Origin of the sequence: Pseudomonas antarctica (assembly GCF_900624995.1) — a bacterium.
Taxonomy (GTDB): domain Bacteria; phylum Pseudomonadota; class Gammaproteobacteria; order Pseudomonadales; family Pseudomonadaceae; genus Aquipseudomonas; species Aquipseudomonas antarctica.
The window spans coordinates 1-11939 of sequence record NZ_UYXQ01000117.1 but is presented as its reverse complement, the minus strand read 5'-3'; the positions used below and the strand labels follow the sequence as shown (position 1 = coordinate 11939).

The window sequence follows — 11939 nt, the reverse complement described above, 5'->3', positions numbered from 1 at the left end:
GATTTTGTGAAGATGATTCACAACGGCATCGAGTACGGGATGATGCAGGCGTTTGCCGAAGGTTTTGACATTCTCAAGACCAAGAACTCGGAAAACCTGCCGCAAGATCAGCGCTTTGATCTCAACGTCGCCGACATCGCCGAAGTCTGGCGTCGAGGCAGCGTGGTCTCGTCGTGGTTGCTGGACCTGACCGCCGACGCCTTGGCCACCGACCCGAAACTGGACGGTTACTCCGGCTCCGTGGCTGACAGTGGCGAAGGCCGCTGGACCATCGAAGCGGCTATGGAGCAAGCGGTGCCGGTACCGGTGCTGTCCACTTCGTTGTTTGCGCGTTTCCGTTCCCGCCAGCAGAGCACCTACGGTGACAAAATGCTGTCTGCCATGCGCTTCGGTTTTGGCGGCCATGTGGAGACTTCCAAAAAATGACCGTTAACGGCAAGAAACCCAAGGCCGAACCCGCGCCACCGACCACGCTGTTTCTGTTTGGCGCCCATGGCGACCTGGTCAAGCGCCTGCTGATGCCGGCGCTGTACAACTTGAGTCGCGACGGCTTACTGGGTGACGGCCTGCGCATTGTTGGCGTTGATCACAACGCCATCAGTGACGCCGACTTTGCCAAGAAACTCGAGGACTTCATCCGTACCGAAGCTGCGAGCAAGGTCAAGGGCAATGGCGATAACGCCCTCGACCCTGAGCTGTGGGCGCAGTTGGCCAAAGGCATCAGCTACGTCGAGGGTGACTTCCTCGACGACAGCACCTACGCCGACATCGGCAAGAAGATCGCCGACAGCGGCACCGCCAACGCAGTGTTCTACCTGGCCACCGCACCGCGCTTTTTCAGTGAAGTGGTGCAGCGTCTGGGCAGCGCCGGTTTGCTTAACGAAACCGACGATGGCTTCCGCCGTGTGGTGATCGAAAAGCCGTTCGGCTCTGACCTTGCCACCGCCGAAGCGCTGAACGCGTGCCTACTCAAGGTGATGAGCGAGAAGCAGATCTATCGCATTGACCATTATCTGGGCAAGGAGACGGTGCAGAACATTCTGATCAGCCGTTTCTCCAACGTGCTGTTCGAAGCGTTCTGGAACAACCATTACATCGATCACGTGCAGATCACCGCGGCAGAAACCGTCGGCGTGGAAACCCGGGGCAATTTCTTCGAAAAAACCGGTACCCTGCGCGACATGGTGCCCAACCACCTGTTCCAGTTGCTGGCGATGGTGGCCATGGAGCCGCCAGCGGCATTTGGCGCAGATGCGGTGCGTGGCGAGAAGGCCAAGGTCGTTGGGGCTATCCGGCCCTGGTCCTTGGACGATGCGCGGGCCAACTCGGTACGCGGCCAATATACCGCTGGCGAAATCGCCGGCAAGCCGCTTCCCGGTTACCGCGAAGAAGCCAATGTTGCGCCCGACAGCAGCACAGAGACGTTTGTGGCCCTCAAGGTCATGATCGACAACTGGCGCTGGGTCGGCGTGCCGTTTTACTTGCGTACCGGCAAACGCATGAGCATTCGCGACACTGAAATCGTGATCTGCTTCAAGCACGCACCCTACGCGCAGTTTCGCGACACCGAAGTGGATGAGCTCAGGCCCACCTATCTCAAGATCCAGATCCAACCGAATGAAGGCATGTGGTTCGACCTGCTGGCCAAGAAGCCTGGGCCGACCCTGGAGATGGCCAGTATCGAGCTGGGTTTTGACTACAAGGACTTCTTCGAGATGCAGCCGTCGACGGGTTACGAAACCCTGATCTACGACTGCATGACCGGTGATCAGACCCTGTTTCAGCGCGCCGACAACATTGAAAACGGCTGGCGTGCGGTGCAGCCGTTCCTTGATGCCTGGAAAGAGGACGACGGTATCCAGGCCTATAAGGCCGGTGAAGATGGCCCGGCCGCTGCCGATGCGTTGTTGGCCCGCGATGGCCGCGCCTGGCATAGCCTCGGATGAGTGACGCCGCGATCCATCCCATCCGGTTTGTATTGAGTGATATGGACGGCACGCTGCTGCGCGCCGATCACACGCCCAGTCAGCGCACTATCGATACGGTGCGCGCACTGCGCGATGCAGGGGTATTGTTCAGCCTGGCCAGCGGGCGACCGCCCAAGGCCATGATGCACATGGTCGAGGCGTTCGGCATCGATGTACCGGTGGCGGGTTTTAACGGCGGTACGTTGGTCAATCCCGATGGCAGCATACTGCTGGCGCATCATCTGCCGGCTGAAGCGGCGTTGGTGACCTTGGCGCTATTTTCCGCAGAGCCGGACGTAGAAGTCTGGCTGTTTGCCGACGGTGAATGGCTGCGACGTGATCCACCGGGGCCGATGGTTGCCGTGGAAGCGGCTGGCCTGGGGTACGGGCCACTGGTTGTGGAGAGTTTTGAGCCGTATCTGGATCGGGTCGACAAGATCGTCGCGGCGAGTCGCAACGCGCCGTTACTGGTCGAGCTGGAGGCGCAGTTGCAGCCTAAAGTGCAGGGGCTGGCCCATGTATCACGCTCGCAACCGATTTACCTGGATGTGACGGCGATGCTGGCCAACAAAGGCGATGCACTGAAATCCCTGGCTGCCCACCTCGGGGTGCCGCTGGAACAGACGGCTGCCATTGGCGATGGCGGCAACGACCCGGCGATGTTTCACGTGGCGGGTCTATCGATTGCCATGGGCCAGGCTGAAGAGGCCGTCAAGCGCCAAGCCAGTGTTGTCACCGATAGCAATATCGACGACGGCGCTGCGCAAGCCATTGAACGGTTTATTCTCGCGGCGTACTAACAGTGCCACGTTGAATCGACCCTGCGCTGACACCGAACTTCCGATCATTGTTTCTGCTTGCAGGCAATGATCGGAAGTTGCTCTGTCGATTTACTTTGGCATCGCCCACGACTGCAACTGATGGCCATCTTTGTCGAGTTCGGCGCGCGCCTGTAACAGCAAATCTTCCAATTGCGCCGGATCGGTATAAGCACTCGAAGACAGCTGTTTGCTGCCGATACGGGTATTGGTGCGGTCGATGACGCTCAGGCTGAGGGCGCCGTTGCCATCGTGCCAGGCCACGCACTGAAAGGGCTGGAAAGCGCGGTCTGCGATCAAAAGAGCTTCGTTGATGCGGAGCGGGGCGTTCATGTGGGTCTTCTCTCTAAAATGCCCATTCAAGTGTGTACCGTTGGTTGGGCGGGCCAAACGGTGAGTTACTTGTACTGATGCACGATGGCGGGGTACGGGTCACATGTTAGAGCGAGAAATTTCAACTTTCCGTGATTAACGTCATGTAAGCGGCTGTTTTGAAAGCCGTATGACGTTTTGACGCACTTCAACTTTTCTGCCGGAAAACCCCAGGAAGTGGCTTTTTGCCAACACTTATAGCGAAACGGTACAAGGCGTGCGTCAATACCTTGTTAGTGTTAACGCCAGGCTTCACAAGCTCCTGTTTCTAAATAACTTTAATAATTTTGGCGCCAAGGAATAGTCATGCTTGTTACACCTGCCCAACGACGCCTGCTGGTGGTTGATCCCTGTGAAGACTGCCATGCGCTATTGCCCGGTCTTCGCGCTGCCGGGTGGCAAGTGGACAGCTGTGCGCTCGGCGCGGTGGGTGACAGGTCCTGTGATGTGGGCTTGCTGCGTTTGCAGCCCGAGCACCTTGAGCGGCCCGAAGCGGTCAAGGAGTTGATCAGCCGCAGCGGTACCGAATGGATCGCCGTGCTCAGCCAGGATGTTGTACGCCTGCAAAATGTCGGTGATTTTGTGTGCGAGTGGTTTTTCGACTTCCACACGTTACCGTTTGATGTTGCACGTGTGCAGGTCACTTTGGGGCGTGCGTTCGGCATGGCGCGCTTGCGCGGCAAAGGCTACGCGCTGGTTGACGAGCCCGAACATGAGTTACTCGGCGACAGCCGACCCCTCCGTGAACTGCGCAAACTGCTGGCCAAGCTTGCGCCTACCGAATCCCCGGTACTGATTCGCGGGGACAGCGGCACCGGCAAAGAGCTGGTAGCCAAAACCCTGCATCGCAAATCCCAGCGGCATGCCAAGCCGTTTGTTGCGATCAACTGCGGGGCCATTCCCGAACACTTGATCCAGTCCGAACTGTTCGGCCATGAAAAAGGTGCGTTTACCGGTGCGCACCAGCGCAAGGTCGGGCGCATCGAGGCGGCCCATGGAGGTACGCTGTTTCTCGATGAAATTGGCGATTTGCCGATGGAGCTGCAAGCCAACCTGCTGCGTTTTCTGCAGGAAAAACAGATCGAGCGCGTCGGCGGCAGCCAGCCCATCCCGGTGGATGTGCGGGTGCTGGCAGCAACCCACGTCGACCTGGAAGCGGCGGTTGCGAAGGGCGCCTTCCGCGAAGACCTGTACTACCGGCTCAATGTCTTGCAGGTGATCACCGCCCCGTTGCGCGAGCGCCATGGCGACGTGGCGATGCTGGCCAATCACTTTTCGCGTTTTTACAGCCGGGAAACCGGCCGCCGCCCGCGCAGTTTCAGCGAAGATGCATTGGTGGCCATGGGGCAACACCCGTGGCCGGGCAATGTGCGCGAGCTGGCCAACCGTGTGCGCCGTGGCTTGGTGCTGGCGGAAGGGCGTCAGATCGAGGCTGTTGATCTGGGATTGCAAGGCGAGCAGGCAATCGGGCCGCCGATGGCGACACTGGAAGATTACAAACACCGCGCCGAACGCCAGGCGCTGTGCGATGTGCTCAACCGGCACAGCGACAACCTGAGTGTCGCGGCCCGTGTGTTGGGGGTGTCCCGGCCGACGTTCTACCGGTTGCTGCACAAACACCAGATCCGCTAGGGCGGGTAAACCGAAAAGCCCCGCAACGACCCTTATCGTTGCGGGGCTTTTAGCTGTGGCGAGCGGGCTTATCCCGCGTTGGGCTGCGAAGCAGCCCCTCCATCAAAAGTAATACGGAAACTTCAAACTGAACGTAAAGTCCGGCGCATCATCCGTCATCCCAATCGACAGGTTCGGCACAATTGTCAGGTTATCCGACGCCGCAATCGTCATGCCCACGTTGAAATAACCGGCGTTGGCATCGCTGGAAACCACCGATTGCCAATCCTGGCCGCTTTGCTTGACCCGGCTCTTGCGTTGCACCAGATCGGTCACCGAGAACGACATGCTCATCTTCTCGTTGAGGGCGAAAGCGACGCCTACACCGAGCTGGAAGCTGTCACCCAGGCTGATTTTGCCGGGGATCTTCTGGTTAACGTTAGGGCTGATATCGCTGAACGAATCCTCGAAGTTATGGGTATAGGACAGCGAACCGAACAGCACGGCCGGGTCGAAGGTCTTGACCAGGGAAATGCCAGGCGTCACCGACCACACACCGTTACCCGTGGGCAGGCTTTCCGGCACGGCGAGGTTATCGTTGCCCGGTTGCGCGATCAGCTTGATGCCATACGGGTCTTGGCCGGTAGGGGCCTTGACGCGTACCGACACCACCGCATCCGGCAGGTTGGCGCTCTCGTCGAGAAACTTGTACGCAATGCCGAAGTTAACATCGCCGATGGTTGGGTCGCGGGTGACCGAGCCTTCCGAGGTGGCGTTGGAGTTACCGCCGGCGCCCCCCGATTGGTAAGTCGATTCGCGATACACCACCGGCACGTTCAAGTCGAATTGCCAACGGTTGTCCAGGTTGTAGCGGCCGGTGAGGTCCAGGGTCCAACTGTCTGACTTGATCCGATCCAGGTTGATGTTGCCAAGGAAGATCGAGTCCAGTGCCAGGAAACCGTTAAGCGACAACTGGCGCGCGTCGTAGCGGGAATAGCTGATGCCGGTTTCAACGCTGAACTTGCCGTTGCCGAAGAATCCACTGGCCTCATTGTACAAGTTGCTCACGCTTTGTGCCGGGGCTGAGTCGTCCTTGAGACTTTGCCCGTATGAACTGCCACCCCCTGCACCGCCGGAGGCCGCGGCCGCGCCGACGCCGCGTGTATTACCGGCCACCGTGGTGGTGCCTTTCTGGAAGTCGGCAGGTGACTTGGCCAAGCGTTTCGGGGCGGGTGTGGCGGGCTGGTCTTCTACTTGTCTTACGCGTTGCTCCAGTACGGCCAGTGCTTTTTGCTGCACTTCATAGCGTTGCTTGAGCGCCATCAGTTCCTGTTTCAAACTTTCAATATCGGTATCCTGCGCGGCATAAAGCACGGAGGCGGGGAGGAGCGTACTCAAACAAACCACGGCACGTAACGATAACGATCGATGCATGAAATAAGCCGTCCCTTTCTAATGCGTAAGTGTCGTGGCTCAGCGTAGTTCAATAACCGGCAGGGCGTAGGCCTTTGAGTTGATCAAGATTCAGGTTCTGCGTGACGTTGTTCAACCCGTTGTTGCCCAGGACCACATTGAGCTGGGTCAGGTTGTTCACGAAATTGCTGTTGCCTTGAATAACAGTGCCTTGCAGGACGTTGCCGCCGCCGATTTGCTGCACCACATTGCCCTGGTTGTTATTGGCCTGGAGTGCCATTTGCAGCCCGCCATTGTTGGCCGTCACGGTGACTTGGCCCGCCGCAGTGCCGCCGGTAATCGGCTGGCCTGCCATCAATGCTTGCCCGGATTGCACGTAGTTGGCGGGTGCCAAGCCGTTTTTGTTGACGTTGATATCGACGCCGTTGGTGGCTGTGTTGCCATCACCGGCCGCCCGTACGCTTTGCACTACGCCCTGGCCGCTGCCAAGGCCGGCGCCACCCACGACGGTCCCGGTGCCGTCAGGCTGCTTGGTCACGCCGTTGCCATTGTTGCCGGTAATCTGCACGTAGAACTGCGGCGTAATGGTGGAGGCGTTGACCTGCATATTCGCCGTGCCAGTGACGGTCGCACCGGTGGCGTTGGTCCAGGTGCTGCTCATTACAATGCCGAAGCTGACAATTCGTCCAGGCATCACATAACGCCCGCGCAGGTCAGCCATTTCCGAGTCCTTGAGTTCGATCGGCTTGAACGCCGAGGAAGCATAAGCGGGTGCTGAGGCTGCCAGGCAGATGACCGCCAGCCAACGGAGAGTGTTCATCGTTTGCTCCTGGAGCGTCCTGCTCCTTATCGCGCTTCTAGAAGAAGTCGCTCTGGATGAAACCGAAGTCCATCAATTCACTGTCGCGTACCGGACTGAACGCGTTCAACTGGTTCTTGGCGGTCAGCGGGGTGCGCGGAGTGAGCAGGGCGTTGGCCTTGTCATAACCCTCGCCGATCACCGCGAACACAATGCCGTTCCAGCCATTGACGAAATCGTCTTTGGCATAGCGCTTGTTGCCCAGCACGGGGTCGCCGATATAGACCCAGTCCTTGTCGGCTCGCTGCAGCACCACGAAGTGCTTGTAGCCGCGAATCTCCAGCAGTACGACGACGGGCACTTTCACCGTAATCAGTACCTCAGGCGTAATCCGGTAGCCCTTGGCGCGCATGTGGATGCTCTCCAGGTAGCGCTTCATGTCGAGCATCGAAAAGCCTTGAGTACGCACCAGGTCCTGGTTGGCGTTGACCAGCATGCCCTTGATCACGTGGTCTTCATCCACGTCCATCCAATAGGCTTGGCGCAGGATGGTCGCCAGTGCGGCGGCGCCGCAGCTGAAATCGGTTTTCTGTTCCACCAGGTTGGCGAATTTGCGCTCGCGGATGCTCTCGACCTTTTTGTACATCAACCCACCGCCGGGCAGGGCGATTGCCACTTGCCCTGCCCATGTCGAGCCGGTGCATGCGAGCAGAAGGAGGAAGGCAACGAGGCGCATGATCGTATGACCTGTTGGACACTGGGAATAAAAAGGGCCTTGTTGCCAAGGCCCTATCTGGATCAGAAGCGAGTGATTGCTACGTTGTTCTGACCTTGGTTGTTGCTGCCCGACAGAACGTTGGAGTTCGAGACGCCCGAGCTGTAGTTCATCGAGTTGTTCACGCTGGCGTTGTTCACGACAGGTTTGGTGCTCCAGCCGTGGCCGCTGCTCAGGTTAAGGGTCAGGTTGCCCGACACGTCCTGCACACCCGTGACGCTTGCAGCACCGCCGTCGCCATTGCCGGAGGCAATTGCAACGCTGTTGCTGGCCTGGTTGGAGGTGCCCGAGGCAGCGTTCAGCTGGATGATGCCCGAGGCATGGTTGCCGCTGTCGTTGAGCGAAGCGTTGTTTTTGGTGCCGCTGTTGACCACCAGGTTGCCGGTGTTCGATTGAGCGGTGCCGGTGCTGGCGAACACGAAGTCTGCATCGCCGGAAACGATGGCGACATCGTTTTTGCCTTGGTTGTTGTCGCCGCTCAGCACGTTGCCGTTGGCCACGCCACTGATGTGGTTGTAGGAATCATTGGCCGAGGCGTTGTTTTTGGTTTTGTCGTTGAGCACCACGTTGCCATGGTTGCTTTGACCATCGAGTGTAGTGGCGGCAGCCGTGGTTGGCGCAGGCTGTGGATGATAGCTAGGTTGATCCGCTTGAGCAGCAACAGCCATGAGCGCAGCGAGAGCGAAAGCCAGTGGTTTAAGAGCCATTGTAGGTTTCATGGTGTATCTCCTTGCTTCTAATTAGTTGGTTAAGTGTTGGTACGGTCTAACGATCGACTCAGCTCCATCAGTTGAGTCGTACATTCAGGGTGTTAGCCACTCGGTTCCCCACCCCGGCGCTCTGATTGACCTGAACCACTCCACGGCTGCCGGTGAAGGCCTGGTCGCTGGTAACGACCTGGCGGCTGCCAGTGATAGGGGTCAACCCTGAGTCGGTTGCAAGCGCAACGTTCTGTTGCGACATGACGCTGTCGTCGATGCTTTGCGGGCCAGCGCTGACGCTGATTCGCACCGCATTGATCATCTGGTTCTGGGCCCCGGCGGACTGATTGACGCTCAGTGCACCGTTGCCATTGCTCAAAGAGTTGCCCTGGATCGCGGCTTTGGCGTTCAGGGTGCGGTCGGCCGCAGCGCCGCTGATTTTTTGCATGAGCGCGACGTTCGTCTGGGCGTTGTTGCCCACGGTGATGGCGACGTTGTTGCTCAGTTGTTGTTGGTCGCCGGCAGCCTGGTTGATCGTGACAACGCCCTGGTATTGCTTGCCTGAGTTATCGATGGTCGCGTTGTTGTTACTGTCGGCCAATGCTGCAGTGCAACTGAGCGCGGTAAGAAGCATCCAGGCGCGGTTCATTTCATTGCTCCCCCGACCATGCCGCTGATGTTATTCAGTGGGGCGAGGCCGCTGGATATCGCGCCGTTTACCGTGCCGGCGATACCGCCGCCGCTGCCGCTATGGCCCGCCGCACTGCCTGCACCGAGGCTGTTGGCGCTACCGATAGTGTTCAAACCGGTGATGTCGCCGTTGGGCATGATGCTGCGCGTCATGCTGGAGCCACTGCTGATACCGGCAATGTCGTTGTCACTGAGTTCATTGCTGGAGGCACGGAAAATTTGCGCAGATGGGTTGGCATTGACGGTGGTGGGGTAGGGGTCGGTGCCGCGTGCACGGCCTATGGCGTAAGGCTGAACCTGGCGTTCAATCACGATCACACCCTCACCTGCCGCGAGCACTGGAAGGCTCACGCTGGCACTTAATGCACAGCTGATCAGCAGGAGGTTCAATGAACCTGGATTGTGTGTGTCCACGGCAATGTTCCTTATTCTTCGCGCTGACCCTAAACAGCGCTGTAAGGGAAAGAGCAGAACGCGTGCCGCTTTTTGTTTTTTGTTGATATTCAATTAGTTGCGATTAGTACAAGGCTAAGTAATGGCCAGGGTGTTTCATGCTTGAGACAGTCACCAAACGGCTGCCTATGCTCCGCCTCACCTGTCGGGTGTCTCAGCGATGTAACAGTACGTGTGACAAAGCTATGAATCCGTACCGGGAGGGCGGCTCAGGCGAGGGCGGTGTTTCAAAAATGGACACTTCGGGCGCAGACACGCCCGTTTGCGCAGGTCGGGCTTAGCCCTTCGGCGCTTTGCGCGGGATGGAATTGAGTACGGGGTTGCCGTCCTGGTTCTGGGTCAGATATACCGGCAAGACCTTAGGCAGGGAAGGGACGAGGTTGTTGACCTCATTGATGTTGTAGATACCGCCGATGCGAATTGTCCCGGTACTGGCGTCCGCCAGCATCACCGGTTTGCTCAGGTAACGGTTGATCAGCGGCAGTGCATCGGCCAGGGCCAGGTTGTCGAGTACCAGCCTGCCCTGACGCCATGCCAGTGACGAATCATCGGGTTTGAACGCAGTGATTTGCGGGCTGGCGTCACCCTGATGGTAACTGGCTTGCATGCCTGGGCTAAGCGGCACGCTGTTGTGCAGCGTGTCGCTGGCAATCTGCACCGAACCTTCCAGCAACATCACCCGGACCTGATCCTCATACTTCCAGACGTTGAACTGGGTGCCCGTAACCCGAACCTGTCCTTCACCTGCCTTGACGATAAGCGGGTGCTTGCTGTCATGAGTGACGTTGAAAAACGCTTCGCCTTTTTTCAACGTCACCCGGCGCTGGTCCTTGTAGTTGCTGTAGACCAGTTCAGTGCCCAGGTTCAGCTCCACTTGGCTGCCGTCGCCGAGTGTGACCTGCCGCAGGCCATTGGCGGCGTCGAAATGCTCGTAGGCGCTCGGCAACCACCCCGCTTCCCAGCCGGTAAAGGCCGCAAGCGGCAACGCAACTAGGCAGACAGCGGCGGCCACGGCATAGGTGCGCAAGCGGCTGCGCGGCTTGAACGACAACACCACCGGCGCAGGCTCGCTGCGGGGCAAGTGGTCGGCGACGTCCCAGATTTCCAGCATCGCCGCATATTCAAAGGCGTGCAGCGGATCGGCATCGTGCCATTGCGCAAAAGCCTGGCGCTCGACCGCCGTGCAATCACTCGCATGCAGGCGCATGCACCAATGCGCGGCGGCGTCGGTGATGGCGTCATATTCGGCTTCTGAAAGGGGCTCTTCGCTCATTAACTCATCCTGATTTCGCACATTCTAACCTCCCGAGGCAGACCGCGAGAACCGCCATCATGGCGATTGCACATCAATTGGAACTTATTCTCGTTTGGAAATATCAGAAATCACAGGACACGAGTCCATCATTCCCACAATGGAGTACGACCATGCTGAAGAAAACCTTAGCCGCCCTGTGTGCAACCACCGCTTTGCTCAGTGCTGGCGCAGCCTTGGCAGATAAACCAGGCGCGGGCTGGATTCCCATCGAAAAGGCCATTGAGACCGCAAAGACCAAGGCCGGGTATGTCGAGGTTTACAGCGCCGAAGCCGATGACAAAGGCTATTGGGAAGTCAAAGGTCGTAAGTCCGATGGCACTGTTTATGAGGCGCGCATCGACGGCGCCTCAGGCAACATCCTGCGTGATCAGAAAGACTGACGGGCCCGCCGGGGGCCGCTCAGGCCCCCGGATCCAATACGCGGCCCAGTTGGGTAATGAGGTAAGTCGCTGAGTCGGCGTTGGCCAAAATCGTGTCAATGCGCTTATCGGCGTCGCTCATGAACAGCTGCCGGGCCGCATCAAGGTCCATGGCGCCAGTGGTGCGCAGGACTTTGCGTTTGGCGTTAGCGGTTGAGGTGTCAGGCCCGTAGTCTTCCCAAGTCGCAGAGAGGTCATCCCAAGCCTTGAACAGCTTGGTCGCGGGCGTCAACGTAGACAGAGAGGTCCTGTGCACATCCTCTGACGTTGTGCGCATCAGCTGTGCGCCGGGTTTGGCCGCGTCAATCAGATCAGGGAACGGCCGCATGGTGTCGAGGTAGGCAATGTCTTCGGTACCGGGTTTCAGGTGCGTTAACTCATGAATCAGGACGCTGGCCCTGGCGTGGGCTGATAGGTCGAAGGGGGCATTCAAGCGGTTCTGATAAATATCCAAATTCGGATCAAAAAACCGATTGAGCAAGTACAGCTTGCGATCGATATCATCGGGGTTAACAAAGGCGAATTGTGTTGATGCATTATGGCGCATGGTCCCCCAGACTAAGTGGCGGGAGTCGGGGCCGGTCAAGGCGGGCTCTCTTATTGGTT

The 11939-nt window shown here is 58.5% G+C and carries 13 protein-coding genes and 1 pseudogene; 5 read left to right on the top strand and 9 right to left on the bottom strand.

The genetic code is table 11. The features are described 5' to 3' along the window. The 3 genes and pseudogenes from E0F99_RS25645 to E0F99_RS25635 all read left to right on the top strand — a co-directional run. Positions 1-426, top strand: a pseudogene (locus E0F99_RS25645) (phosphogluconate dehydrogenase (NAD(+)-dependent, decarboxylating)); the annotation flags it as partial. Further along, the gene (gene zwf, locus E0F99_RS25640) at positions 423-1946 is read left to right on the top strand and encodes a glucose-6-phosphate dehydrogenase (RefSeq protein ID WP_083358688.1); all 1524 of its coding nucleotides are present in this window, start codon (positions 423-425) and stop codon (positions 1944-1946) included. The pseudogene E0F99_RS25645 and the gene zwf, both read left to right, overlap by 4 nt. After that, entirely contained in the window at positions 1943-2767 is an 825-nt protein-coding gene (locus E0F99_RS25635; RefSeq protein WP_083358687.1) for an HAD family hydrolase, read from the top strand. Before zwf ends, E0F99_RS25635 begins: the two co-directional genes overlap by 4 nt. 90 nt (positions 2768-2857) lie before the next feature. Here E0F99_RS25635 and E0F99_RS25630 read toward each other — a convergent pair whose 3' ends face one another. Then, the gene (locus tag E0F99_RS25630; protein WP_083358686.1) at positions 2858-3118 is read right to left on the bottom strand and encodes a hypothetical protein; all 261 of its coding nucleotides are present in this window, start codon (positions 3116-3118) and stop codon (positions 2858-2860) included. A 345-nt stretch (positions 3119-3463) separates the two neighbouring features. Here E0F99_RS25630 and E0F99_RS25625 point away from each other — a divergent pair, with 345 nt between their 5' ends. After that, positions 3464-4789, top strand: coding sequence for a sigma-54 dependent transcriptional regulator (locus E0F99_RS25625; protein ID WP_083358685.1), 1326 nt, complete (start codon positions 3464-3466; stop codon positions 4787-4789). 102 nt (positions 4790-4891) lie between these two features. Here the strand turns inward: E0F99_RS25625 and E0F99_RS25620 are convergent, their stop codons facing one another. The 7 genes from E0F99_RS25620 to E0F99_RS25590 form a co-directional block, all read right to left on the bottom strand. After that, the gene (locus E0F99_RS25620; protein ID WP_083358684.1) at positions 4892-6202 is read right to left on the bottom strand and encodes a transporter; all 1311 of its coding nucleotides are present in this window, start codon (positions 6200-6202) and stop codon (positions 4892-4894) included. A gap of 49 nt (positions 6203-6251) precedes the next feature. Next, the gene (locus tag E0F99_RS25615) at positions 6252-7001 is read right to left on the bottom strand and encodes a hypothetical protein (protein WP_083358683.1); all 750 of its coding nucleotides are present in this window, start codon (positions 6999-7001) and stop codon (positions 6252-6254) included. A gap of 37 nt (positions 7002-7038) precedes the next feature. Next, positions 7039-7716 carry a C39 family peptidase gene (locus E0F99_RS25610; protein ID WP_083358682.1) on the bottom strand — a complete coding sequence of 226 codons (678 nt, stop codon included), beginning with the start codon at positions 7714-7716 and terminating at the stop codon, positions 7039-7041. 62 nt (positions 7717-7778) lie between these two features. Beyond that, positions 7779-8474, bottom strand: a complete 696-nt coding sequence (locus tag E0F99_RS25605; protein ID WP_083358681.1) for a heme utilization protein — start codon at positions 8472-8474, stop codon at positions 7779-7781. 67 nt (positions 8475-8541) lie between these two features. After that, positions 8542-9105 (bottom strand): adhesin, encoded by a 564-nt coding sequence (locus E0F99_RS25600; RefSeq protein WP_083358680.1) that lies wholly within the window; start codon positions 9103-9105, stop codon positions 8542-8544. Then, positions 9102-9560 carry a hypothetical protein gene (locus E0F99_RS25595; RefSeq protein WP_083358679.1) on the bottom strand — a complete coding sequence of 153 codons (459 nt, stop codon included), beginning with the start codon at positions 9558-9560 and terminating at the stop codon, positions 9102-9104. The genes E0F99_RS25600 and E0F99_RS25595 overlap by 4 nt, the downstream gene beginning before the upstream one ends. A 316-nt stretch (positions 9561-9876) precedes the next feature. Then, positions 9877-10872, bottom strand: coding sequence for a FecR family protein (locus tag E0F99_RS25590; RefSeq protein WP_083358678.1), 996 nt, complete (start codon positions 10870-10872; stop codon positions 9877-9879). A gap of 152 nt (positions 10873-11024) precedes the next feature. Here E0F99_RS25590 and E0F99_RS25585 point away from each other — a divergent pair, with 152 nt between their 5' ends. Next, positions 11025-11294 carry a PepSY domain-containing protein gene (locus E0F99_RS25585; protein WP_083358677.1) on the top strand — a complete coding sequence of 90 codons (270 nt, stop codon included), beginning with the start codon at positions 11025-11027 and terminating at the stop codon, positions 11292-11294. A gap of 19 nt (positions 11295-11313) precedes the next feature. On the opposite strand, the gene E0F99_RS25580 is transcribed toward E0F99_RS25585, so the two are convergent. Next, positions 11314-11939, bottom strand: a 626-nt coding sequence (locus tag E0F99_RS25580; RefSeq protein WP_479725193.1) for a M35 family metalloendopeptidase, incomplete at its 5' end; no start/stop codon positions are given.